Raw genomic sequence first — 23035 nt, 5'->3', positions numbered from 1 at the left:
GGTGTGCTCGACGATCTCCGCAGCGACGCTCACCTTGGCGAGGTCCTCGGACTTGGAGGTGACGTTGGCACCGTCGACGAGCAGAACCGGGGTGAGAGCCACGGACGCGCCCGGCTCACCCTCGATCTTCTCGACCTTGACGAGGTCGCCTTCGGCAACCTTGTACTGCTTGCCGCCGGTCTTGACGATCGCGTACATAGAGGGTTACCCCTTATCTAAACTCGGCTCAGGCCGGCGGATGCAGACCTGAATGGACGTATTTCACTTGCGTTCCGGGGCAGCAGCACGCTTGACCTGCTAAGATCTGGCGGCGCAATATCCCCAAAACAGCGACTGTCAAAGACTACCCCGCAAGGGTGCCAAAAGACAAACCGCCTCTAGCGTCCGCTCGTGCGACGTGCGACGCGACGTCGGCCACGCGCCCGCTTCTCGACGCCACCCTCCGCCGCCTCCTGCTTCCGCGTCCGCTGGGCGGTGGGTTCCGCCTGCTGGACCGGTGCCTGAGCGGGCTGGGACGTGCGGGTCGCGCGGCGCACCACACGACGACGGCCACGGGAACGGGTCGGCGCCCCGGCGGACACCTCGGAGGGACGGTTGGAGCGCTGCTTCGCGGGCTCCTTCTTCTCCGCCTTCTTCTCCTCCTGCGGTGTCTCCTGGGCCTGTGCCGCCCGGCCCCGGGTGACACGACGACGGCGACGGCCGGCCTCCTCGCGGGGCTCAGGGGTCTCAGGGGTGTCGGCGACCTTGATCATCGTCTCCTCGGCCTTCGCCACCGGGCCCGAGGCCGCGGAGCCCGGGTAGTCCTCCGGGCGGGGACGGTGATCCGACCGGGAGTTACCGCGGGTGCGGCGGCGACGGCGCGGGGAGGCCTCGAACTCGGCGACCGCCTGCTGGAAGGTCTTCTCCGGCACGTAGTCCGCGCCCGAGGGCTCATCCGGGTCCTCGACGTCGGCGTGGCCCACGGCGGCGTCGACGATGTCGACGATGTCCTGCACCTCGCTGACGTCAGCCTTCTCCGCGACCTTCTCCGCGACCTTCTCCTCGGCCTGCTCCACCGCCCGGCCCCGGCTGGTGCCACGGCGGCCGCGGCGGGAACGGCGGCGTCGGGAAGCAGTGTCCCCGGTCTCCCCGGTCTCCTCGGTGTCCTCCTCTGAATCCGTGACCACGACGGCGGCGGCGAGCTCCTCGATGTCGTCCGACTTCGGCTTGTCCTCGCGCTTCATGGCGGCGGCGGCCGGGTGCGGCTGGGCCGGCTTACGGCGCGGGCGCTCCTCGACCTCGACGGGCGTCTCGACCGGATCCTCGTGGAGGATCAGGCCCCGGCCGCCACAGGCCTCACACTCGGTGGAGAAGGTCTCGAGCAGGCCGGTGCCCAGGCGCTTGCGGGTCATCTGGACCAGGCCCAGGGAGGTGACCTCCGAGACCTGGTGGCGGGTGCGGTCGCGGCCGAGGGCCTCCTTGAGGCGGCGCAGGACGAGTTCCTGGTTCTCGGGCAGGACCATGTCGATGAAGTCGACGACGATCATGCCGCCGAGGTCACGCAGGCGCATCTGGCGGACGATCTCCTCGGCCGCCTCCAGGTTGTTGCGGGTGACGGTCTCCTCGAGGTTGCCGCCGGAGCCGGTGAACTTGCCGGTGTTGACGTCGACGACGGTCATCGCCTCGGTGCGGTCGATGACGAGGGAGCCGCCGGACGGCAGCCACACCTTGCGGTGCAGGGCCTTCTGCAGCTGCTCGTCGATGCGGTAGCGGGCGAAGGAGTCGGCGCCGTCGTGGGAGCTGCGCTGGTACTTCTGCACGCGGTCGAGCAGGTCCGGGGCGACGGACTTCACGTAGGCGTGGACGGTGTTCCAGGCGCGGTCGCCCTCGACGATGAGGGAGGTGAAGTCCTCGTTGAAGAGGTCACGGATCACCTTGACCAGCATGTCCGGCTCTTCGTACATGGTGACGGGCTTGGAGCCGCGGGAGTTGATCTCCTTGTCGGCACGCTCCTGGATGTCCTCCCACAGGCGGTGCAGGCGGTCGACGTCGGCGGCGATGGCCTCCTCCGACACGCCCTCCGCGGCGGTGCGGATGATGGCGCCGCCCTGTCCCGGGACGACCTTGCCCAGGATCTCCTTGAGACGCTTGCGCTCCGGGGCGGGCAGCTTGCGGGAGATGCCGGCGCTGCGGCCACCCGGCACGTAGACGAGGAAACGGCCGGCCAGCGAGATCTGCGTGGTCAGGCGGGCACCCTTGTGGCCCACCGGGTCCTTGGACACCTGGACGAGCACCTGGTCGCCGGACTTGAGTGCCTGCTCGATGCGGCGGCTGCGTCCCCCGAGTCCGGCGGACTTCCAGTCGACCTCACCGGCGTAGAGCACGCCGTTGCGGCCCTTGCCGATGTCGATGAACGCCGCCTCCATGCTCGGCAGCACGTTCTGCACGCGGCCGAGGTAGATGTTGCCGATCATCGAGGCCTGCGCCTCACTGGTGACGAAGTGCTCGACGAGCAGTTCATCCTCCAGCACACCGACCTGGGTCACCATGCCCGGGTGGTCGTGGCGCTGACGCTCGCGCACCACCATCGTGCGCTCGACGGACTCGCGGCGCGCCAGGAACTCGGCCTGCGACACGATGTGCTTCTTGCGGCGCCCCTCCTCGCGCATCTCGGCGCGACGGCGGCGCTGCGACTCCAGACGGGTCGAGCCCTTCAGCGCGACGGGCTCCTCGGGGAGGTCCTCCTCTTCCTCCGGCTCCTGCTTCTCGACGACCGCCTGCTCCGCCTGCTCCCCCTGCTCCTCAGTGCCACGCCCGCGGCCGGCGCCGCGGCGGCCGCGACGGCGACGTCGGGAAGCGGTGCGCTCGTCCTCGGACTCCTCGGACTCCTCCTCCGGCTCCGCGGCCGGCTCCGGGGTCTCGGTCTCCGGGGCCATGAACAGCGGCACGAACTGCTCCACGGCCGGTTCGACGGCCGGCTTCGGGGTGATCTCCGGGGTGATGTCCTCCAGGAGTTCCTCGTCCGGCTGTTCCTTGAGCAGCTCGGCGAGGTCGGCCTCGACCTTCTCCTCGATCTGAGAGATCTCGTTGGCGACGTTCTTGCGCACCCGGGTGCGGATCTTCTCCTCGTCCGGCTCCGGGGTCGGCTCCGCGAGGGCGGCCTTGACCTTCTCCACCTCGTCGACGGTGAGGGTGGACTGCGCGACCTTCTTCAGGTCCATGCCGGCGAGGACCTCGATGAGTTCCTTCGAGGTCTTGCCCAGCTCCTTGGCCAGGGCGTGCACGCGGACCTTCGGGGCGGCCGGTGCGGTGGTCTTGCGGGTCGCCCGCCGGGTGGCGCGGCGCTTCTTCGGCGCGTCGGTCCCGTTCTGCTCGGCGTCCGGGTGGGTGGGTTCGGTGGAATCAGCCACGGATACTCCTGTAGTTGTGTTCGGCCGGCACCCCGGGCGCTGGCGAGGTGTCCTCGCCGCCGCCGCACAGGGGCCGTCCGCAAAATTCTTCTTCGGGTCTATTCATTTGTGCACTTCTCCGGGCCACGCTCGGCGCAGCCCGCGCTCCATTGTGGCACACCCCGGGCCACACGGGCAGGTTCCGCTACGGTGGCGGACATGCGCAGCTCCCTGTTCCCCGCCCGGGCGACGGTTCCGTTCAGCTTCGGCATCGGCGCGGTGTTCACGCTCATCCACATGGAGATGTTCCTGGCTGCGCTGGTGGTGTTCATCGTCGCCGCCGGAATCGCCCTGGTGGCGTTGCCGCGGGACGCGTGGTCCCCGGGGCTGGACATGAAGACCACCGCCGACACGGACTTCACCCGCCGGGACCATCTGCGCCTGCTCGTACCCGGCGCGCTGGCGTTCATTCCCGGCACCTGGGTCGGGGGAGCCGGGTGGCCGCTGTACTTCCTGGGTGTCTCCGGCCTCATGATGCTGAGTTTCCGCGCCGCGAACCGCCGGACCGCCGCGATGGGGCGGCGCCGCGCGCAGAAGGTGCTGGAGTCGACGTCGCTTGCCGACGCCACCCTCCCCCGCCTCACCACCGCCGACGAACACCGCGACGTGATCCGTGCGTTGGCCGACATGGGGGCCGTCGACGGTATCCGGGCGCGCACGTGGCTGCTGGCGAAGGAACTGGGGCGGGACGTCGGGAAGCTCAGGGCCGAGGTGGGGGACCTGGAACGCGACGGACTGGTGTCGGTGAGCACCGTCGACGCCGGCGCCGACATCTCCCGGCACCTGGTGGAGCTGACCCCCGTGGGGGTGCGGGTGCTCACGGAACTGTCCCGGAGATGACGAAGGGCCGCACCCCCGTGACGGGGATGCGGCCCTGCCGGAACCCTAGAGGTTCGGGAACCAGATGTTGATCTCGCGCTCGGCGGACTCCGGGGAGTCGGAGCCGTGGACGACGTTCTCGCCGACGGTCAGTGCGAAGTCACCGCGGATGGTGCCCGGGGTGGCCTTGGAGACCGGGTCGGTGCCGCCGGCCAGCTGACGCCATGCCTCGATGGCACGCTCGCCCTCGACGATGCCGGCGACCAGCGGAGCGGAGGTGATGAACTCGACGAGCTCGCCGAAGAAGGGCTTGTCGGAGTGCTCAGCGTAGTGCTGCTCAGCGGTGGCGCGGTCCGCGACGCGCAGGTCCAGAGCGGCGAGCTTGAGGCCCTTGCGCTCGATGCGGGCGATGATCTCGCCGACGTGGCCGTTCTTGACGCCGTCCGGCTTGATGAGGATGAGAGTGCGTTCAGTCATGATTGGAGAGTGTACCGGAGTCATTCCTCCGGGGCGCGGGAAGGCGGTGGGACCCGTGTCACGTCCGCCCCCTCCTCCAGCGGGGCCAGCCAGCGCTGCTCACGGGCGTCAGGGCCCGGCTGGAGGATGAGGCCGACCCTGTCCCAGCCGGTGTCACGGAAGGCCTGCTGCTGGGCGCGGACAATGTCGGGGGTGTGCTGCAGCACGGTCTCCGCCCGGACCCGGACGCCGCGCCACCGGAACTCGAGCAGCCCGGTGCCGGGGCCGATGAGCGGGGTGGCCGCGTCGAACACCCCGTCGATCTCCCAGCCGGGGCCCGGAAGGTGTCGGCGGGCTCCAGGGCCGACATGAGGTGGAGCAGTTCGGAGGAGGCGGCGCGGTCCAGCCCCTCGGCCTCCATGCGGACGTGCAGGGTGGCGGTCCCCGTGTCCGGCCTCGGCGACCTGTCTGTTGAGCCGCGCGGCCTGCTGCCCGACGACGACCTGCTCGAGCGTCCCGCAGGCGGTGAACCACACCACGAGGAGGAGGGCGACCCCCACCACTCCGAGGATCCAGCGCACTACTTCAGTCCCTGCACCGCCGCCCGGGCGGTCTCGGGCGTGGCGTCCCGGAACCACAGCTGGACCTGGCGGACGGCGGCTCCCTCGTCACCACGGTCGAGCATGTCGCGGAGGGTGGCGCGCTTCTCCTCGTCGAGGTCGATCGGTGCGCCCTCCCGCCCGGCGGCGGCCACCTTGAGGCCGAGGACCAGGAAGGCCCCGGCGAGCAGCAGTGCGATGACGGAGGTGAGGTTGGGGGCACCGGAGAACTTGAACACGAGCGCCGCCACGCACAGGGCGGCGGCGAGTCCGAGGTAGAGAGCACGCATGGCGCCAGCCTAGTGCGGACAATGGTTGGGTACATATCAACATCTTCTCTGTTAAAGTGGCCTCATGTCCGTCACCGAACAGAACTCGGAGGAGCTCGTCCTCTCCCCGACCACCCCGCACTGCACCGACGGTGCCAAGGTGGAGATCATCACCTCCCGCGCGGTCCCCCTCGGCGGCCCCCGCGCCATGACCGTCCGCCGCACCCTCCCCCAGCGTCAGCGCAGCCTCATCGGCGCGTGGTGCTTCGTCGACCACTACGGCCCCGACGACGTCTCCGTCACCGGCGGCATGGACGTCGCCCCGCACCCCCACACCGGGCTGCAGACCGTGTCCTGGCTCTTCGAGGGCACCATCACCCACCACGACTCCGGCGACAACCACGCCGTCGTCCGCCCCGGCGAGGTCAACCTCATGACCGCCGGTGCCGGCATCTGCCACTCGGAGGTCACCACCCAGGCCACGACCACGCTCCACGGCGTCCAGCTGTGGACCGTGCTTCCCGACGCCGACCGCCACGGCCCCCGCCGCTTCGACCACCACGCCCCCGAGCCCGTGCACTTCGACGGCGGACAGGCCCTCGTCTTCCTCGGCTCCCTCCTCGGCTACACCTCCCCCGTCACCACCTTCAGCCCCCTCGTGGGGGCGGAACTGAGGTTGGAGGCGGGGGCGTCGATAAGCATCGACGTCGACCCCACCTACGAACACGGTCTGCTTGTCGACGCCGGCGACATCGACCTCGAGGGCATCACCGTCGCCCCCAGCGAACTGGCGTACACCGGCATCGGCGAGGAACGGCTGCGCATCCGCAACAACGGCTCCACCGAAGCCCGCATGCTGCTCATCGGAGGCGAACCCTTCGAGGAGGAGATCATCATGTGGTGGAACTTCATCGGCCGCACCTACGAGGAGATCGAACAGTACCGCCGCGAATGGCAGGACGAGGACGAACGCTTCGGAGTCACCGAAGGCTACATCGGCCGTGACCCCGACGGCCTCAGCCGCCTGCCCGCCCCGAAGCTGCCCCACGCCAGCATCCGCCCCCGCAAGAACCCCGCCCCCGTCGCCCGCCCCGAAGAGAGGATCTGAATGGTCACCCACGACGACAACCAGTTCATCATCCACATCGACGGACAACGCGTCGGCCACACCGACTACCGCGACCACGACGGAGAAAGACTCTTCTACCACACCGAGGTCACCCCCGAATTCGGCGGCCGCGGACTCGCCGGCCAGCTCATCTCCGAGGCACTCGCGCAGACGGATCTGCCGATCGTCGCGATCTGTCCCTTCGTTCGTGGTTGGCTGGAGAAGAACGACCACGACCACACCTGGCGCAAGCCCACCCCCGCCGACATCACCTGGCTGCAGAAGGAGCTCCGATGACCCGCAAGGCCCCCTACCTCGACAAGTTCTACCCCGAGGTCTACAAGTCACTGACCGAGGTGTCCCGGAAGCTCACCATGCTCTACCCGGACGTCGACCTGCCCAAGTCCCTCATCGAACTCATCGCCGTCCGCGTGAGCCAGATCAACGGCTGCGGCACCTGCCTGTCCATCCACGTCCCCGCCGCCCGCAAGGCCGGCGTCCCCGAGAACAAACTCGACGCCCTGCCCGCCTGGCGCATGGTCGACGAATTCACCGAGAAGGAGAAGGCCGCCCTCGAACTCGCCGAGACCCTCACCCTCCTGCCCAAGGACCGGGACAACTCCCGCGCCGCCCTGCCCGCCTGCCAGGTATTCGCCGAGGAACAGGTCGCGGCCCTGGAGTGGTCGATCATCATGATCAACGCCTTCAACCGCGTGTCCATCGCGTCCGGGCACCCGCTGCTGTCGCGCTAGCGTCGCGCCGGAGGCAGGCGGGGACGCCCCTCGCTGCACGATCAACGCATCCCGATCGCGCCCGGCTGCCTCCACACCACGTGCCACCGCCCCATCAGCTCCACCTCCCGCTCCTCACCCCGGATCACCGCGACGATGAAGTCGACCACCCTCTCCAGGTGCAGGTCGACACAGATGTCGGAGAAGCTCAGGTGCCGGTACCCGCGGGCGGTGGCGTCGTTGGCCTTCCAGTAGTCCTTGATCTGCACATCAATGTGCTTGTGGTACCGGTGCCCGTGGACCTCCACGATCACCCTCCCCGGCTCATACACACCGTCACGGAAATAGTTGCCGATGAGCCGGTTGTTCTCGAACGCGTAACCGCGCCGCCGCAGAGCCCTGAAGAGCACCCGCTCCGTCTCGGAGTCCGTGCCCGTCGACGCCCGGTTGACCCGGTCCCGCAGCAGCTTCGGCACCCGCCCGAAGGCACCCAGATCCTTTTCCAGCCTTTCCCGGGCGCCGCGTCCCGTGTAGTGACGCTCGATGAGCACCACCGCATGCGGACTCCGGCTCTCAGGGATGTCCAGGGCCGCGCGGAGCGGGGTGGCCACGCGGAGATCATCCATGAGCTCCCACGGACGGCGCACCGCCCGGATGACCGTGACCAGACTGTTCGACTGGAACGTCCGGTCCCGGGCCACGAGCACGGTGACCGGGGTGGTGATCCGGTGACCGTTGTGCAGCTGCGCAGCGGTCATCCCGGTGAACACCAGGTCAGGTCGCTGATGCTGCAACGCCCGGAGGAGGAACTTCCCGTGGGGACGGGACGTCGTATAGAGGCCCGGGATGATGCGGTGCAGTTTCCCGCGGCGGACCAGGGTGCGGATGTTCTGCGGGCTGACGCCGGCGTCGGCGAGTTCCCTCGTGGTGAAGATGGACCGTCCGGTGGGTAGCTGAGCCATGCACTCTTAGACTCCGCCCGCCCCGGAAAGGTTCCGTGCGGCAACCGGAAGATACCGCGAGGCCCCTCCCCCGATGTGCGGGGAGGGGCCTCGCGGTACGACTTGGTTGGCCCTACAGGTGCTGGGTGGTCAGCCAGCCACGCTTCATGCGCTCCAGGAGCGTGGAACGCAGGTGCAGCAGATACCACCACACGATGATGAAGATGATCGCCACCATCACCGCGGAGAAGTGGACGAAGAACCCGCCCACCAGCAGGATGACCTGCAACGCCAGGTTGACCGGCAGGGCCCAGCTGAACCGCTGCAGACCGGACATGACCACGTGCGCCAGACCGACGGCCGTGATGAACACCCAGTTGAAGGTCGTCCAGTAGGCGCCGTCGCTGACCTTGAGGATCACGGTGAGGATGAGCAGGATCGTGATCGCCTCGAGGACGAGCGTGCCCGCCATGACCCCGCGGATGCCCTTCATCGGGTCCTTCTCCGGGGCGTGGCCGGGCCCGAGCGGGCTGACCTCAGGCTGGTCTACGGGGTGACGGCTCATGCGGGGTCCTTTCCGAACAGTGTGCGTGCCTCGCCCGCGGTGACCACCGAACCGGTGACGACGACTCCGGCACCCGACTGGATGTCCGCGTCCTCGGCCAGTTCCACGGCCAGCGCATAGGCCCCGGCGAGGTTCTCGTCGACGTGGACGCGCTCCTCACCGAAGATCTCACGGGCGTGTTCAGCCAGATCGTACGCATCGAGGGCACGGGGGCTGGAATTCTGCGTGATGACCACCTCGGAGAGGTAGGGCTCCAGGGCCACCAGGATCCCGCGAGCGTCCTTGTCGTCGAGGACGCCGACGACGCCGATGAGCCGGTTGAACTCGAAGTCACGGTCCAGGGCGGCGCCGAGGGCTGCGGCGCCGTGCGGGTTGTGGGCGGCGTCGATGAAGGTGGTCGGCGAGGTGCGGACACGCTCGAGGCGGCCCGGGGACTGCACCTGCGCGAAGCCCTTGCGCACCGTCTCAAGGTCGAGCGGACGGCCGGCACCGGCCCCGAAGAAGGCCTCCACCGCGGCGAGCGCCACGGCGGCGTTGCGGGCCTGGTGTTCGCCGGAGAGCGGCAGGAAGATGTCCTCGTACTCGCCGCCGAGTCCGCGCAGGCTCAGCTGCTGGCCACCGACGGCGACGGCGGCGGAGATGACGCCGAACTCGGCACCCGCGCGGGCGACGGCGGCGTCCACCTCGACGGCGCGCTCCAGGATGACCTGCATCGCGGCGGGGTCCTGCTCGGCGACGATGGCGACGTTGTCCGGCGGGCTGAGCAGGTCATCGGTGTCCCAGCGGGACTTGATGATGCCGGCCTTCTCCGTGGCGATCTCCTCGATGGTGTCGCCGAGGTAGTCGGTGTGGTCCATGCCGACGGGCATGATGACCGCGACGTCGGACTGGATGACGTTCGTCGCGTCCCACGTTCCGCCCATGCCGACCTCGACGACGGCCACCTCCACCGGCGCATCCGCGAACGCGGCGTAGGCCAGGGCGGTGAGCACCTCGAACTTGGACATGCGGATGCCGGTTTTTTCGTCGACAAGCTCGACGTAGGGCTGGATCTCGCGCCACAGGCGGACGTAGTCGCGCGGGTGGATCGGGAGTCCGTCGATGCCGATGCGTTCGGTGACCAGCTGCAGGTGCGGGCTGGTCGTGCGGCCGGTGCGGCGGTGGAAGGCACGCAGCAGCGACTCGATCATGCGCACCGTCGACGTCTTGCCGTTGGTGCCGGACACGTGGATCGCCGGGAAGGAGTTCTGCGGGGAACCCAGCAGGTCCATGAGCATCTCGATCCGCTCGAGGGAGGGGTCGATCTTGGTCTCGGGCCAGCGGGTGTCCAGCTCCGCCTCGACGGCGGCGAGTTCCGCGAGGTCCTCCGGGGTGATCTCCACCGGCTGCGGCTTCTCGACGTCGCCGAGCTCGATGTTGAGCTTCAGGCCCTGGTCGGTAATCTCGACGGCGTCGTTGAGTTCGGCGAGGTCCTCGAGGTCCTCGTCGTCGGCGGCGTTGTTGAGGATCTGTTCCTCGCGGCTCACTTGAGGCCCTCCAGACGGGCGGTGATGCGCTCGACCTCCTCCTGGGCGACCTGCTGGCGGGTGCGGATCTTGTTGACCACGGCCTCCGGTGCCTTCGACAGGAACGCCTCGTTGCCGAGCTTCTTGGCGGTGCCCTCGAGCTCCTTGTGCGCAGCGGCGAGGTCCTTCTCGAGGCGCTTGCGCTCGGCCTCGACGTCGACGGTGCCGGAGGTGTCCAGGGCCACGGAGATGGTGGCCTGGGACAGGCGCAGCTCGATGGAGGCGGACTCCTCGAAGCCCTCCTCCGGGGCGGTGACACGGGCCAGGGCGCGGACCAGGTCCTCCTGGTTCTGCAGGTCGGCGGCGGCGAAGTCGATCGCGGCCGGGACCGGCTGGGAGGGCTTGACGCCCTGGTCGGAGCGGAAGCGGCGGATCTCGGTGATGAGCTTGTCGGCGTCGGCGATGCGGCGGACGGCGACCTCGTCGGTGGCGGCACCCTCGTTGGTGTCCGCGGCGGTCGGCCACGGGGCGGTGACGATGGTCTCCTTCTCCGTCAGGGCCTTCCACAGGACCTCGGTGACGAAGGGCATCGCCGGGTGCAGCAGGCGCAGGACCACGTCGAGGACACGGCCCAGGACGATCTGGGTGTTCGCCCCCTGCTGGGTCTCCCCGTCGCGCGGGATCTGGGTCTTGGCGATCTCCAGGTACCAGTCACAGACCTCGTCCCACGCGAAGTGGTAGAGCTCCTCGTTGGCCTTGGCGAACTGGTAGTCGTCGAGGAACGCGTCGACGTCCGCGCGGACCTGCTCGAGGCGGTCGAGGATCCAGCGGTCGGCGTCGGTGAGCTCCTCGCGCGGCGGCAGCTCGCCCACCTCCGCGCCGTTGAGCAGCGCGAACTTGGTGGCGTTGAAGAGCTTCGTGGCGAAGTTGCGGGAGGACTGGGCGGCGTCCTCGCCGACCGGGAGGTCCACACCCGGGTTCGCGCCGCGGGCCAGGGTGAAGCGCAGGGCGTCGGCGCCGTACTCGCGGACCCAGTCCATCGGGTCGATGCCGTTGCCCAGGGACTTGGACATCTTGCGGCCGTGCTCGTCGCGGACCAGGCCGTGGAGGAACAGGTCGGTGAACGGGACCTGCGGGCGTCCGTCCTGACCGGAGCCGAGCAGCTCCGGGGTGATCTGCGCGGCGAAGGTGCCGAACATCATCATGCGGGCCACCCAGAAGAACAGGATGTCGTAGGCGGTGACCAGGACGGATGTCGGGTAGAACTTGGCCAGCTCGGGGGTCTTCTCGGGCCAGCCCATCGTCGAGAAGGGCCACAGGGCGGAGGAGAACCAGGTGTCCAGGACGTCGGGGTCCTGGGTGTAGCCCTCCGGGGCCTGCTCGTCGGGGCCGACGCAGACGATCTCGCCCTCCGGGCCGTACCAGATCGGGATCCGGTGGCCCCACCACAGCTGGCGGGAGATGGTCCAGTCGTGCATGTTGTCGACCCACTCGAAGTAGCGGGGCTCCATCGACTCGGGGTGCACCCTGGTGTCGCCCTCGCGGATGGCGTCGCCGGCCATCCTGGCCAGCTCCTCCACCTTGACGAACCACTGCAGCGACAGACGCGGTTCAATGGCCTCGCCGGAGCGCTCGGAGTGGCCGACGGAGTGCAGGTAGGGGCGCTTCTCCTCGACGATGCGGCCCTGCTCGGCCAGTGCCTCGCGCACGGCGACGCGGGCCTCCTCGCGGGTCATGCCGTCGAACTGCGTGCCGGTGTCGCAGATGCGGCCGGTCTCGTCCATGATCGTCGGCATGTCGAGCTCATGGCGCAGGCCGAGGGCGTAGTCGTTCGGGTCGTGCGCCGGGGTGATCTTCACGGCACCGGAGCCGAACTCGGGGTCGACGTAGTCGTCGGCGACGACGATCATCGACAGGTCGTCGCGGAAGGGGTGCGGCAGGCGGGTGCCCACGAGGTCGGCGTAGCGCTCGTCCTCGGGGTGGACGGCGATGGCGACGTCACCGAGCATCGTCTCCACACGGGTGGTGGCGACGACGACGTGCGGCTCGTCGTCGTTCATCGAGCCGTAGCGGAAGGAGATGAGCTCGCCCTCGACGTCCTTGTACACGACCTCGATGTCGGACACGGCGGTCTCGAGGACCGGGGACCAGTTGACCAGGCGGTTGGCGCGGTAGATCAGACCGCGGTCGTAGAGCTCCTTGAAGATGGTCTGCACGGCACGCGACAGGCCCTCGTCGAGGGTGAAGCGCTCGCGGGACCAGTCGACGGAGTCACCGATGGCGCGCATCTGGTCGGCGATGGCGCCGCCGTACTCCTCCTTCCACTCCCAGACCTTCTCGATGAACTCCTCGCGGCCATAGTCGTAGCGGTCCTTGCCCTCGGTGCGCTTGAGCATCTTCTCGACCTTGGTCTGGGTCGCGATACCCGCGTGGTCCATGCCCGGCAGCCACAGCACCTCGTAGCCCTGCATGCGCTTGCGGCGCACCAGGGCGTCCATGAGGGTGTGGTCCAGGGCGTGACCCATGTGGAGCTGGCCGGTCACGTTCGGCGGCGGCAGCACGATGGAGTAGGCCGGCTTGTCACTCTCCGGATCGGCCGTGAAATGTCCGGCGTCGACCCAACCCTGGTACAGCTCGGCCTCCACGGACTGAGGATCCCAGGACTTCGGCAGTGCGTCAGCTCGGTTCTTACCCATCAACATCTTCCCCTCGGTCTGGTCGTTCACTCGGACCATCATAGCCCCTGCACCTGAGGGCTTGACCCTCACGTGACGTCATGGTTCATGCTGGTGCCATGAGAATCTCCGAGGTCGCCCGCGCCGCCGGTTGCTCCGTCCGCGCCGTGCGCCACTATCACGCCTCCGGCGCATTGCCCGAGCCCCCGCGCACCGCCGGTGGCTACCGCGACTACGGTCTCGCCGATCTGGCCGCGCTGCTGCGCGTCCGGGCGCTCGTCGACGCCGGCATCACCCTCGCCGACATCCGTTCCGACTCCTCCTCGCTTATCGACGCCGCCTTGTCCCGCATCGATTCCCAGCTCACCGTCCTGCGGGCGCAGCGCTCCCGCCTGCTGGCCCTGCAGTCCGGGGAGCTGGGGCTGCCCGCCGACATCCGGTCCGGGATCCGCGAACTGCTCGGGGACGGGATCCCTGCCCGGATGGAGATCGACGCCCTCGACCTCATGGGGCTCACGGGTGTGGCCTCCGCGGAGACGTGGGAGGTGCTGCGCCGCAACCTGCGCGATCCGGCCCGGCGCGCGAACACCCTGCGCTTCCGGGACCTGTGGGAGGAGCTCGGCGACCTCGCCCCGGCGGCGGCGGATGACAACATCGCCGAGCTGCGGGGGTTGCGCGGAATCAGTGACGGCATCCTCCCCACCCTCACCCCGGGTGAGGTGCCGCTGCAGCTGCGGGATGTCGAGACCCGCGGTGCCCAGGCCCGGGCCCTGGCCGAATTGGCGGGTGCGCTGTGAGGTGTGTGCTGCCGATGGCAGTGGTCGCGGTCGCGCTTCTCGACGCCTGGCTGTGGTGGAACAGGTACCTCTCCGGGTGGGGTGCGGTGGCCCTCTTCCTCGCCGTGGAGGCCGCGCTCGCCGGTGCTTACGTGTGGAGTGCCCTGCGTCGGGGGATCCGGCCGCTGCCGGTGCGGATCCTCCTCCACGAGGTCCGCGCCATCACCGACCTGGGACGGCTGCTCAGGGGCCGGGTCGTGGTGCCGGAAGGTGCGGTGCCCCTGCACGCACGGACCAGGTGGTGGCACCTGCCGGCGATGTTTACGGTGGCGATCGTCATCGAGATCATCGTCATCGAGCTGCTCGTGCCGTGGCCGTGGCTGCGTCTGCTGCTGTTCGCGGGCTCCCTGTACTCGATCCCGCTGCTGTGGGGATACCTCGCGGGGCGCATCGTCCACCCTCACTACCTGGGTGAAGACCTCGTGCTGCGGGAAGGCAGGCAGGAAATTCTCCGGGTGCCGGCCACAGACATCGTGGAGGTCCGGGAGGTGCGGGGGTTCGCGGCCCGACGTGAGGGACTGATCCTGGGTGGACCGGAAGGAACCAACACGGAGATCCACCTCACCGACGGCCGCTGCGTGGCGCTGTGGCTCGATGAGGGGGCGGAGGCGTTTACTCCGTCACCGACACCGTCGCCGTGACCTCGAAATCCTCGTCCTCGCACCGGATGCTGATCGAGGCGATGCCGTTCGGGTCGATGGTCACGGTCTCGATGACCTCCGGGCCGTCGTCGGAACGCTCGACGGGGACGGCGGCCAGTTCCTCCTCGGAGAGCCCGCGGAGCGCCGGGTCGAAGGGGACGATGACCTCGGCCAGCAGGGTGAGGTCTCCGGGCTGCTCGGTGTCGGACTCCAGGGCGGAGTACTCGACGTAGCGGAACCAGCCGACGTTGTGCGCGGCGCGGTAGCGGCGGGTGACGGTGATCGTGTCGCCGGCGTCGGCCTTCGCCTCGGGGCCGACGAGGGCGTCGAAGCTGACGGCCGCACCCGCGTCACGCTCGCGGAACACGCCGATACCGCGGGAGAGGCGGTCGCTGAGGTGGTAGAGCGAGTCCGGGTCGGCGGCGATCGCCAGTCCGACGGCCGTGGAGGCGGTGGGCAGCGGCGAACGGTGGACGCGACGTCCGAAGCGCTCGCGCAGCATGCGCGGGACGAGCGGCAGGGCGCTGGCGCCACCGACGAGGTAGACGCCGGCGATGTCGGTGTCGGTCAGGGAGTCCTCCACGCCGACGAGCGGCTGCATCGCGTCGAGGGTCTGCTCCACGAGCGGGGTGACGGCCTCGTAGTACTCGGCGACGGGGACGATGACGTCGTCGTCATCGAGTTCCATGACGATGCGGCGTGACTGCGGCTTGAGCTGCTCCTTGGCGGTGCGGGCCTCGTCGAGAAGCGACTGGCGCGCGCGACGGCCGAAGACGTCGTCGGCGCGGCCGGCGGTGGCCAGCGCCAGGTCGGCGAGAGCCTCGTCGAAGTCGTCGCCACCGAGGCGGGAGACGCCGAGGGAGGTCTCGACGACGTGCTCGGGGCCGTCGAGACGCATGAGGGTGACGTCGAAGGTGCCGCCACCGAGGTCGTAGACGATGATGCTCGAACGGCGGGCGGTGAGGGTGCGGGCGTGACGGTGGGTGTACTCGAAGGCCGCGGCGGAGGGCTCGTGGACCATCCCGAGGACGGTGGCCCCGGCGCGGGTGAAGGCGTCGAGGGTGAGCAGACGCTGCGCGGAGCGCGCGTTCGCCGGGACGCCGAGGACGATCTCGATGTCCTCGTCGCCGGCGTGCTCACGGAGCTGCTTCACGACGCCGTCCGCGTAGGTCGTCAGCACCTCGCCCAGCGGGCGTTCCTCCTTGCCCAGCCGGACGGGCGTCTCCGCAGTGACGGTACGGGAGGTCAGCAGCCGCTTGAAGGAGCGGGTGAGGGTCGGGCCACCGACCGCCAGCGCCTCCCAGCCACCGACCAGCCGTTCACTGTCCAGCGCGACGACAGAGGGGATGTACTCCCGTGAGTCGCCGTCCGTGTCCGTGACGTTGACGACCGGGTAGTTCCCCCGGTCGACCGCCGCAATGACGGTGCGGGTGGTTCCGAAATCAATCCCGAAGCGCATGCTTGTGCACCCTACCGGGATTGGCGGCGGATGCGAGTTGACGCGCTAAGGAAGCAGGTCAGCGACCGCGTCCCGCTCGGCCTTGAGCTCCGCGACGTTCTTCGCGATCATCTCGCGCTGGAAGTCGTTGAGCTCGAGTCCCTGGACGACCTCCCAGGCGCCGTTGCGGGAGATGGTCGGCAGGCCGGCGACGAGTCCCTCGTCGATGCCGTAGGAGCCGTCGGACGGCAGAGCGGCGGAAGCCCACTGCTCAGTGCCCTGCACCCAGTCACGCATGTGGTCCACCGCGGCGGAGGCGGCGGAGGCGGCGGAGGACTTGCCGCGGACGTCGATGATCTCGGCGCCCCGCTTCGCGACGCGCGGGATGAACTCGTTGACGTACCAGTCGTGGTCGATCTTCTCGATGACCGGCTCATCCTTGACCGTGGCGAAGGTCACGTCCGGGAACTGGGTCGCGGAGTGGTTGCCCCACACGACGACGTTCTCGAAATCGGTGGTGAGCACACCGAGCTTCTCTGCCAGCTGGGACAGCGCACGGCTGTGGTCCAGGCGCATCAGCGCGGTGAAACGCTCGGCCGGGACGTCCGGGGCGTGGCGCTGGGCGATGAGGGCGTTCGTGTTCGCCGGGTTGCCGACGACGAGCACACGGACGTCGTCCGCGGCGTGGTCGTTGATGGCCCTGCCCTGCGGGCCGAAGATGCCGCCGTTGTTCTTCAGGAGGTCGGCGCGCTCCTCGCCCGCCCCGCGCGGCTTCGCGCCGACGAGGAAGGCGGCGTTGGCACCGTCGAAGGCGACGTCGGCGCTGTCGGTGACGGTGATGTTGCGCAGGAGGGGGAAGGCGGAGTCGTTGAGCTCCATGGCCACGCCCTCGGCGCCGCGTACGGCGGCCGGGATCTCGAGGAGGGTGAGCTCGATCGGGGTGTCACGGCCGTAGACGTCACCTGCGGCGATGCGCCACAGGAGGGAGTAGGCGATGTTACCGGCGGCACCGGTCACGGCGATCTTCACGGGGTTCTGGGTCATGGGGGTCCTTTCGTGCTGTCTAGTGCACCAACGCCTGCGAGTCTAGCCTTTATGACCTTTCCCGGCCGTCACCCCCGGATGGGCGTAACCTCGCCCGCGATCCGGCTGTTTCCGCTGGAAGAACGTCGCTACATCGGGTGGTCCGGAAGTTTCATGGTCCTGCCGCGCCACCACCGGTCGGCACATCAGGCACGATGGTGGGCAGTGCCGGTGGCGACCCGCGCGGATCCGCCCGCGCCACCCCGGCAGACCCCATCTCCACCCTGACCCGTGCCCCCCGGAGGGAACGACCCCGCATGTTCAACGACGACCTGCCCCTGCTCGACGACTCAGCCACCGTCGACGGGGTCATTGACGTGGCTCTCCACCAGTTCGCGGAGCTCGGATTCCAGGAGACGCGCCTGGACACGATCGCGAAGCTCTCGGGTATGTCCAAGCGGATGATCCACTACCATTTCGGCGACAAGAAGGGCCTCTACCTCCGCTGCCTCAGCGAGGCCGCCCACCGCCTCCAGCCGCCGGCCGACCAGCTCGTCAGCGACACCCTGGTGCCGGTGGAAGGGGTGACCCGTCTGGTGGACGCGCTGTACCTCACGATGACGGAGAACCCCGCGGCGATCCGCCTCCTCGTCCACGAAGGCCTCCACTGCGTGCTCAACATCACCAGCCTGGCCAATCTGGTCCCGGGGACACGTGTCTCACTCCAGCTGGACAAGCTGCTCATGCAGGGCCAGGATTCGGGGGCCTTCCGCCCGGGGATCGGCGCGGAGGACATCTTCTACCTCCTCCTCTCCCTCGCCTTCACGCGCGTGACACACCGCGACCTCATGGTGAATCTCACCGACGTCGACACGACCAGCCGGGAGAACACCGCGGGCATCCACCGGCTCGCGGTGGACGCGGTGCTGTCCTTCCTCACGGCCAACATCCCCGACAGCGGGCACCGCAGCTACCTCACGCCGGACCGCCACGACGAGGACTCCCAGGCCGGACTGGGGATCTACGACGACATGGAGGGCGACACGGTGGACGTCGAAAAGCACTCTCCGGAAGAAGAATAAAAGCACCCTGACCTGGCTTTTCATCAAAATCACTTGATACCCCCCAGGGTATATGGCATGGTAGTGTCACAACCAAACGGAAAATTATTCATCCGCTGACACCATCTGGAGTGACGCACATGCTGCTCGAACGTTTCTATGACGAAGACCTCGCCCAGGCCAGCTACTTCATCGGCTGCCAGGCGGAGAACACCGCGGTCGTCGTCGACGCCCGCCGCGACATCACCGAATACCTCGACCTCGCCGCCCACCACGGGATGGAGATCGTCGCGGTCACCGAGACCCACATCCACGCCGACTACCTCTCCGGCACCCGTGAGCTCGCCGCCGCCACCGGCGCGAAGGTCTACCTCTCCGGCGAGGGCGGCGAGGACTGGCAGTACGGTTTCGACGGCGAGCGGATGTACGACCGCGACACGATCAAGATCGGCAACATCACCATCGAGGCGCGCCACACCCCGGGCCACACCCCGGAGCACCTCTCCTTCCTCATCACCGACGGCGCCTTCGCCGACACCCCGGGCTACATGCTCTCCGGTGACTTCGTCTTCTCCGGCGACCTCGGCCGCCCGGACCTGCTCGATGAGGCCGCCGGTGGCGTCGACACCCGTTTCGGCGGCGCGAAGGACATCTTCCGCAGCCTCAAGGAGGTCTTCCTCGAGCTGCCGGACCACGTCCAGGTCTACCCGGCCCACGGCGCCGGCTCCGCCTGCGGCAAGGCCCTCGGCGCACTGCCGTCGACCACCGTCGGCTACGAGCGCAACTACGCCTGGTGGGCCCCGTACCTGAAGAACGACGACGAGCAGGGCTTCGTCGATGAGCTTCTCGACGGCCAGCCCGACGCCCACGCCTACTTCGGCCGCATGAAGCGCCAGAACAAGATCGGCCCGGCCGTCCTCGGCTACCCGCTGACCCCGCTGCCGGAGGTCGACCACGCTGAGCTGGCGACCCGCATCGAGAAGGGTGAGGCGATCGTCGTCGACACCCGCCACCACACCGAGGTCCACCAGGGCACGGTCCAGGGGTCGGTCAACGTCCCGGGCATCGAGAAGGCCGCGACCTACGGCTCCTGGGTCTACGACCCGGAGACCGACACCGCCGACCTCATCGTCCTGGCGAAGGACTCCGCCGAGGCCGAGGACTACCGTCACCACTTCATGCGCGTCGGCATCGACGAGATGACCGGCTACATCACCGACTTCGAGGGACTGCCCACCATGACCCCGCAGGTCCTGGCCCAGGCCGACCTCGAGGGCTTCGAGCGTGACATGCTGCTCGACCTGCGCAACAAGACCGAGCACGCCGACGGCCACATCCCGGGCTCCCACCAGCTCTCCGGTGGCCGCGTCCTGTGGAACCTCGACGAGCTGCCGGAGCCGGGCGAGAGCACCATCGTCACCTACTGCCAGTCGGGTGTCCGTAACTCGGTCGCCGGTTCCGCGCTGCGTCGCAAGGGCTACGACATCCACGAGCTCGAGGGCTCCTACCTCGGTTACGTCGACCACCAGAACGCGAAGTAAGCCGTGTCGGGAACCCTCATCGCGGTACTGATCCTCGCCATCGCGATCGGACTCTCCCTGGGTCTGCTCGGTGGCGGTGGATCGATCCTCACGGTCCCGCTCCTCACCTACGTGGCGGGGATGGACCCCAAGGAGGCCATCGCGGCGTCGCTCTTCGTCGTCGGCGCCACCTCCGTGCTGAGCACCCTCACCCACGCCCGCATGGGCAACGTCCAGTGGCGCACCGGACTCATCTTCGGTGCCGCCAGCATGGCGGGTGCGTTCCTCGGCGGCCTGGCCGGCGGCTACATCCCCGGCGTGATCCTCATGCTCGCGTTCGCGGTCATGATGATCGCCACGGCGATCGCCATGCTGCGCGGCCGCAAGAAGCGTGACACCGTCGAACAGACGAAGCTCCCGCTGGGCAAGATCCTCATCGAGGGTCTGGTCGTCGGCCTGGTCACCGGCCTCGTCGGCGCGGGCGGTGGCTTCCTCGTCGTCCCGGCGCTGGCGCTGCTCGGCGGCCTGAGCATGCCGGTCGCGGTGGGCACGTCGCTGCTGGTCATCTCGATGAAGTCCTTCGCCGGCCTGGCGGGCTACCTGACCACGGTGTCGCTCAACTGGCCGCTGGTCCTCGGCGTGACCGGCATGGCGCTCATCGGCGCCCTCATCGGTGCCCGCCTGACCAAGGTCGTGCCCGAGCAGGCCCTGCGCAAGGGCTTCGGCATCTTCGTCCTGGTCATGGGCGTGTTCGTCCTGTCCCAGGAGCTGCCGGCACTGTTCTCTTAAGCTGCTTGTCGACGCCACCGCCCCGGCCCCTCACCAGAGGGGACCGGGGCGGTGGTGTCTCTGTCCGCGGGACCCCACCCCGAAAAATCTATGACCCCGGCGATGTACATCTAAAATGCAGGGATCGACCCGGGGCCTTCGGATTTAGGGTATCACTTGAAGTCATGGCGAACAACGCGTTCTCCGACAACGACCCCACGGTTGACTTGAACAGCTGGTTTTCAGGCGCACGGATGAGCAGGTACGCATTCCACCCTGCAGTCGAAGATCTCTATGTGTGGAACACGCGACTGAGCAAAGCCCTTCTGGAAGACATTCAGCATGTCGAGGTCCTGCTGAGAAACCGCGTGGATTCAGCACTTTCCCCGCATTATGGCTCGCACTGGTTCAACAACACGCAGATTCCATTCGATCACCTCGCCAGGAAATCCATCGGTAAAGCTCAGAGAAGAGCAGGTGGCACGGATGCTGTCCCCGCCCCGAGCGGAAAAATCATCGCGGAGTTGAGCTTCGACTTCTGGTTCTTCCTTCTCTCGAGCAGGTATCAGACAACCGTCTGGCCCAAGCTCCAGGCCACGTTGATCGGTTCGCCGCCACCGTCACTGGCTGCCTTCCGCGGGGAAGTCGAGTTGATCTACAGGCTGCGAAACCGATGTGCACACCATGAACCCCTAGTGCAGGCCAGCCGCCCCGCAGAGGACTCCTACCTCGACAGGAGACAGCTGGCACTGGACCGGACAGCGCGGTGGATCTGCCCCGCCGCAGCGGACTGGATCCTCTCTCACTCGCGCATCGCAGGACTCCGGGAACTCCGCCCCGGCAATCCCTGAGGAGCGGGACCTAGGCGGTCTCCTTCTCCTCGTCGGCCTTCTCGGCGTCGAGGATGAGCTGCGGCTCCGCCTCGCCGCGGACGACCTCGGCGGTGATGACGACCTCGACGACGTCGTCACGGTCCGGGATGTCGTACATCACCGGGACGAGGAGCTCCTCCATGATGGCGCGCAGGCCACGGGCGCCGGTGCCGCGCTCGAGGGCCAGTTCGGCGATGACGCCGAGGGAGTCCTCGGAGAAGGTGAGCTGCACGTCGTCCATCTCGAAGAGGCGCTGGTACTGCTTGACCAGGGAGTTCTTCGGCTCGGTGAGCACCCGGACGAGGGAGTCACGGTCGAGGTTGTCCACGGTGGCGACGATCGGCAGGCGGCCGATGAACTCGGGGATGAGGCCGAACTTCACCAGGTCCTCGGGGCGGACCTGCTCGAAGAGGTCGGTCTTCTCCCGGTCGGAGGCGGACTCGATCTCCGCGCCGAAGCCGAGGCCCTTCTTGCCGACGCGCTCCTGGATCACCTTCTCCAGCCCGGCGAAGGCGCCGGCCACGATGAAGAGGATGTTGGAGGTGTCGAGCTGGATGAACTCCTGGTTCGGGTGCTTGCGCCCGCCCTGCGGCGGGATCGAGGCGGTGGTGCCCTCGAGGATCTTCAGCAGCGCCTGCTGCACACCCTCGCCGGAGACGTCGCGGGTGATCGACGGGTTGTCGGACTTGCGGGAGATCTTGTCCACCTCATCGACGTAGATGATGCCGCGCTGCGCGCGCGGCACGTCGAAGTCGGCGGCCTGCAGCAGCTTGAGCAGGATGTTCTCCACGTCCTCGCCGACGTAGCCGGCCTCGGTGAGCGAGGTGGCGTCGGCGATGGCGAAGGGCACGTCGAGCATGCGGGCCAGGGTCTGCGCCAGGTAGGTCTTGCCGGAGCCGGTGGGACCCAGGAGGAGGATGTTCGACTTCGCGATCTCCACCTCCTCCTTCTTGCGGCGCGAAGTGGTCGACGCGGCGAGCTCCTCCGTGCGGATCCGCTTGTAGTGGTTGTACACCGCGACCGCGAGGATGCGCTTGGCCTTGTCCTGGCCGATGACGTACTTGTCCAGGAAGGCGGAGATCTCGGAGGGGCGCGGGAGCTTGTCCTCCTTCTGCTCCGCCTCCTGGGCGGCACCGAGCTCCTCCTCGATGATCTCGTTGCAGAGCTCGATGCACTCGTCACAGATGTACACACCGCCGCCGGCGATGAGCTTCTTGACCTGCTTCTGGCTCTTTCCACAGAAGGAGCACTTGAGCAGGTCGGCGCTTTCTTGCATGCGTGCCATGGGGTGTTTCTATCTCGCTTCGCTCGTGCGGGTGGGACAGGTTCCCCACCACTGTAGTCGGCGGGTCAAACCACGGCCCGGGGACGGCGGACGGGCGGCGTCGATAAGCCTAGAGCCCCTCGGCCACCTCGAACGGAGCCTCGGTGACCGCGCGGACGGACTCGACGGTCTCGCCCTCGGCGCACTGGAGGAGGGTGAGGCCCTCGACCGGGTCGACGTCGAAGACGCCGTAGTTGGTGACGATCATGTCGACGCACTTCGCGCCGGTCAGCGGCAGGACACACGCCGGGAGGAGCTTGGAGTCGCCCTTCTTGGTGGTGTGGTCCATCATGACGATGATCTTCTGCGCACCGTGGACGAGGTCCATGGCGCCGCCCATGCCCTTGACCATCTTGCCGGGGATCATCCAGTTGGCCAGGTCGCCGAACTGGGAGACCTCCATGGCGCCGAGGACGGCGACGTCGACGGCGCGGGAGCGGATCATGGCGAAGGAGT

23 protein-coding genes are annotated in these 23035 nt (G+C 68.4%); 10 read left to right on the top strand and 13 right to left on the bottom strand.

Annotated elements, in window-relative coordinates; genetic code table 11:
• Together rplU and GXZ33_RS08760 are read right to left on the bottom strand one after the other, a co-directional pair.
• A partial coding sequence (gene rplU / locus GXZ33_RS08765; protein ID WP_291340569.1) for a 50S ribosomal protein L21 occupies positions 1 to 198 on the bottom strand: 198 nt, incomplete at its 3' end.
• A 179-nt stretch (positions 199 to 377) separates the two neighbouring features.
• A complete protein-coding gene (locus GXZ33_RS08760) occupies positions 378 to 3263 on the bottom strand; it encodes a translation initiation factor IF-2 N-terminal domain-containing protein (protein WP_291340575.1) in 2886 nt (961 codons plus the stop codon).
• A gap of 324 nt (positions 3264 to 3587) precedes the next feature.
• Between GXZ33_RS08760 and GXZ33_RS08755 the strand changes: the two genes are divergently transcribed.
• Positions 3588 to 4268: a hypothetical protein gene (locus GXZ33_RS08755; RefSeq protein WP_291340567.1), complete on the top strand. Its 681-nt coding sequence runs from the start codon at positions 3588 to 3590 to the stop codon at positions 4266 to 4268.
• Positions 4269 to 4313: 45 nt separating this feature from the next.
• On the opposite strand, the gene ndk is transcribed toward GXZ33_RS08755, so the two are convergent.
• The 3 genes from ndk to GXZ33_RS08740 are packed head-to-tail and all read right to left on the bottom strand — an operon-like array spanning position 4314 to position 5592.
• Complete coding sequence (gene ndk / locus GXZ33_RS08750) at positions 4314 to 4724, bottom strand: nucleoside-diphosphate kinase (protein ID WP_291340565.1); 411 nt, start codon at positions 4722 to 4724, stop codon at positions 4314 to 4316.
• Between the two features lie 20 nt (positions 4725 to 4744).
• Positions 4745 to 5284: a hypothetical protein gene (locus GXZ33_RS08745; protein WP_291340563.1), complete on the bottom strand. Its 540-nt coding sequence runs from the start codon at positions 5282 to 5284 to the stop codon at positions 4745 to 4747.
• Positions 5284 to 5592 carry a hypothetical protein gene (locus GXZ33_RS08740; protein WP_291340561.1) on the bottom strand — a complete coding sequence of 103 codons (309 nt, stop codon included), beginning with the start codon at positions 5590 to 5592 and terminating at the stop codon, positions 5284 to 5286. The genes GXZ33_RS08745 and GXZ33_RS08740 overlap by 1 nt, the downstream gene beginning before the upstream one ends.
• Positions 5593 to 5656: 64 nt before the next feature.
• On the opposite strand from GXZ33_RS08740, the gene GXZ33_RS08735 reads away from it, so the two are divergent.
• From GXZ33_RS08735 to GXZ33_RS08725, 3 genes are read left to right on the top strand one after another with little or no spacing between them, the layout of a single operon-like run.
• Entirely contained in the window at positions 5657 to 6679 is a 1023-nt protein-coding gene (locus GXZ33_RS08735; protein ID WP_291340559.1) for a pirin family protein, read from the top strand.
• Positions 6680 to 6976, top strand: a complete 297-nt coding sequence (locus GXZ33_RS08730; RefSeq protein ID WP_291340557.1) for a GNAT family N-acetyltransferase — start codon at positions 6680 to 6682, stop codon at positions 6974 to 6976.
• Positions 6973 to 7431 (top strand): carboxymuconolactone decarboxylase family protein, encoded by a 459-nt coding sequence (locus GXZ33_RS08725; protein WP_040086501.1) that lies wholly within the window; start codon positions 6973 to 6975, stop codon positions 7429 to 7431. Before GXZ33_RS08730 ends, GXZ33_RS08725 begins: the two co-directional genes overlap by 4 nt.
• Positions 7432 to 7472: 41 nt before the next feature.
• Here GXZ33_RS08725 and GXZ33_RS08720 read toward each other — a convergent pair whose 3' ends face one another.
• The 4 genes from GXZ33_RS08720 to GXZ33_RS08705 all read right to left on the bottom strand — a co-directional run bounded on the left by GXZ33_RS08720 (position 7473) and on the right by GXZ33_RS08705 (position 13123).
• Positions 7473 to 8372, bottom strand: a complete 900-nt coding sequence (locus GXZ33_RS08720; protein WP_291340555.1) for a type IV toxin-antitoxin system AbiEi family antitoxin domain-containing protein — start codon at positions 8370 to 8372, stop codon at positions 7473 to 7475.
• Positions 8373 to 8484: 112 nt separating this feature from the next.
• On the bottom strand, positions 8485 to 8916 hold the full coding sequence (locus tag GXZ33_RS08715; RefSeq protein WP_291340553.1) for a DUF4233 domain-containing protein: 432 nt from the start codon (positions 8914 to 8916) through the stop codon (positions 8485 to 8487).
• On the bottom strand, positions 8913 to 10424 hold the full coding sequence (locus GXZ33_RS08710; protein ID WP_291340573.1) for a folylpolyglutamate synthase/dihydrofolate synthase family protein: 1512 nt from the start codon (positions 10422 to 10424) through the stop codon (positions 8913 to 8915). Before GXZ33_RS08710 ends, GXZ33_RS08715 begins: the two co-directional genes overlap by 4 nt.
• A gap of 14 nt (positions 10425 to 10438) precedes the next feature.
• Positions 10439 to 13123: a valine--tRNA ligase gene (locus GXZ33_RS08705; RefSeq protein ID WP_291340571.1), complete on the bottom strand. Its 2685-nt coding sequence runs from the start codon at positions 13121 to 13123 to the stop codon at positions 10439 to 10441.
• Between the two features lie 92 nt (positions 13124 to 13215).
• Here GXZ33_RS08705 and GXZ33_RS08700 point away from each other — a divergent pair, with 92 nt between their 5' ends.
• Positions 13216 to 13893 carry a MerR family transcriptional regulator gene (locus GXZ33_RS08700; RefSeq protein ID WP_291340552.1) on the top strand — a complete coding sequence of 226 codons (678 nt, stop codon included), beginning with the start codon at positions 13216 to 13218 and terminating at the stop codon, positions 13891 to 13893.
• Between the two features lie 14 nt (positions 13894 to 13907).
• Positions 13908 to 14573 carry a hypothetical protein gene (locus GXZ33_RS08695; protein ID WP_291340550.1) on the top strand — a complete coding sequence of 222 codons (666 nt, stop codon included), beginning with the start codon at positions 13908 to 13910 and terminating at the stop codon, positions 14571 to 14573.
• On the opposite strand, the gene GXZ33_RS08690 is transcribed toward GXZ33_RS08695, so the two are convergent.
• Together GXZ33_RS08690 and GXZ33_RS08685 are read right to left on the bottom strand one after the other, a co-directional pair.
• Positions 14545 to 16032: an Hsp70 family protein gene (locus tag GXZ33_RS08690; protein ID WP_291340548.1), complete on the bottom strand. Its 1488-nt coding sequence runs from the start codon at positions 16030 to 16032 to the stop codon at positions 14545 to 14547. The genes GXZ33_RS08695 and GXZ33_RS08690 overlap by 29 nt on opposite strands.
• A 45-nt stretch (positions 16033 to 16077) precedes the next feature.
• Entirely contained in the window at positions 16078 to 17055 is a 978-nt protein-coding gene (locus GXZ33_RS08685) for a malate dehydrogenase (RefSeq protein WP_291340546.1), read from the bottom strand.
• 194 nt (positions 17056 to 17249) lie between these two features.
• Here GXZ33_RS08685 and GXZ33_RS08680 point away from each other — a divergent pair, with 194 nt between their 5' ends.
• The 4 genes from GXZ33_RS08680 (at position 17250) to GXZ33_RS08665 (ending at position 21234) form a co-directional block, all read left to right on the top strand.
• Entirely contained in the window at positions 17250 to 18116 is an 867-nt protein-coding gene (locus GXZ33_RS08680) for a TetR/AcrR family transcriptional regulator (RefSeq protein WP_291340545.1), read from the top strand.
• Positions 18117 to 18235: 119 nt separating this feature from the next.
• Positions 18236 to 19636, top strand: coding sequence for an MBL fold metallo-hydrolase (locus GXZ33_RS08675; protein ID WP_291340544.1), 1401 nt, complete (start codon positions 18236 to 18238; stop codon positions 19634 to 19636).
• Positions 19637 to 19639: 3 nt separating this feature from the next.
• Positions 19640 to 20404, top strand: a complete 765-nt coding sequence (locus tag GXZ33_RS08670) for a sulfite exporter TauE/SafE family protein (RefSeq protein ID WP_291340542.1) — start codon at positions 19640 to 19642, stop codon at positions 20402 to 20404.
• Between the two features lie 164 nt (positions 20405 to 20568).
• Positions 20569 to 21234, top strand: coding sequence for an Abi family protein (locus GXZ33_RS08665; RefSeq protein ID WP_291340540.1), 666 nt, complete (start codon positions 20569 to 20571; stop codon positions 21232 to 21234).
• A 10-nt stretch (positions 21235 to 21244) separates the two neighbouring features.
• Here the strand turns inward: GXZ33_RS08665 and clpX are convergent, their stop codons facing one another.
• Positions 21245 to 22540, bottom strand: coding sequence for an ATP-dependent Clp protease ATP-binding subunit ClpX (gene clpX, locus GXZ33_RS08660; RefSeq protein WP_291340538.1), 1296 nt, complete (start codon positions 22538 to 22540; stop codon positions 21245 to 21247).
• Between the two features lie 109 nt (positions 22541 to 22649).
• The coding region (locus GXZ33_RS08655; protein ID WP_291340536.1) for a CoA-transferase at positions 22650 to 23035 on the bottom strand (386 nt) is incomplete at its 5' end.

It is taken from the genome of Corynebacterium sp. (assembly GCF_012838985.1).
In the GTDB taxonomy this organism is placed as follows: Bacteria; Actinomycetota; Actinomycetes; order Mycobacteriales; family Mycobacteriaceae; genus Corynebacterium.
Note: the sequence above shows the minus strand (reverse complement) of the source record. Positions and strands in the feature narration are given on the sequence as shown.

Excerpts from the sequence above, each read along its gene's own strand:
- ndk (WP_291340565.1), bottom strand. The coding sequence starts at position 4,724 with ATGACTGAACGCACTCTCATCCTCATCAAGCCGGACGGCGTCAAGAAC.
- GXZ33_RS08685 (WP_291340546.1), bottom strand. The coding sequence starts at position 17,055 with ATGACCCAGAACCCCGTGAAGATCGCCGTGACCGGTGCCGCCGGTAAC.
- GXZ33_RS08700 (WP_291340552.1), top strand. The coding sequence starts at position 13,216 with ATGAGAATCTCCGAGGTCGCCCGCGCCGCCGGTTGCTCCGTCCGCGCC.
- GXZ33_RS08680 (WP_291340545.1), top strand. The coding sequence starts at position 17,250 with ATGGTGGGCAGTGCCGGTGGCGACCCGCGCGGATCCGCCCGCGCCACC.
- GXZ33_RS08695 (WP_291340550.1), top strand. The coding sequence starts at position 13,908 with ATGGCAGTGGTCGCGGTCGCGCTTCTCGACGCCTGGCTGTGGTGGAAC.
- GXZ33_RS08675 (WP_291340544.1), top strand. The coding sequence starts at position 18,236 with ATGCTGCTCGAACGTTTCTATGACGAAGACCTCGCCCAGGCCAGCTAC.
- GXZ33_RS08755 (WP_291340567.1), top strand. The coding sequence starts at position 3,588 with ATGCGCAGCTCCCTGTTCCCCGCCCGGGCGACGGTTCCGTTCAGCTTC.
- GXZ33_RS08740 (WP_291340561.1), bottom strand. The coding sequence starts at position 5,592 with ATGCGTGCTCTCTACCTCGGACTCGCCGCCGCCCTGTGCGTGGCGGCG.
- GXZ33_RS08735 (WP_291340559.1), top strand. The coding sequence starts at position 5,657 with ATGTCCGTCACCGAACAGAACTCGGAGGAGCTCGTCCTCTCCCCGACC.
- GXZ33_RS08730 (WP_291340557.1), top strand. The coding sequence starts at position 6,680 with ATGGTCACCCACGACGACAACCAGTTCATCATCCACATCGACGGACAA.
- GXZ33_RS08705 (WP_291340571.1), bottom strand. The coding sequence starts at position 13,123 with ATGTTGATGGGTAAGAACCGAGCTGACGCACTGCCGAAGTCCTGGGAT.
- GXZ33_RS08725 (WP_040086501.1), top strand. The coding sequence starts at position 6,973 with ATGACCCGCAAGGCCCCCTACCTCGACAAGTTCTACCCCGAGGTCTAC.
- GXZ33_RS08720 (WP_291340555.1), bottom strand. The coding sequence starts at position 8,372 with ATGGCTCAGCTACCCACCGGACGGTCCATCTTCACCACGAGGGAACTC.
- GXZ33_RS08665 (WP_291340540.1), top strand. The coding sequence starts at position 20,569 with ATGGCGAACAACGCGTTCTCCGACAACGACCCCACGGTTGACTTGAAC.
- clpX (WP_291340538.1), bottom strand. The coding sequence starts at position 22,540 with ATGGCACGCATGCAAGAAAGCGCCGACCTGCTCAAGTGCTCCTTCTGT.
- GXZ33_RS08715 (WP_291340553.1), bottom strand. The coding sequence starts at position 8,916 with ATGAGCCGTCACCCCGTAGACCAGCCTGAGGTCAGCCCGCTCGGGCCC.
- GXZ33_RS08690 (WP_291340548.1), bottom strand. The coding sequence starts at position 16,032 with ATGCGCTTCGGGATTGATTTCGGAACCACCCGCACCGTCATTGCGGCG.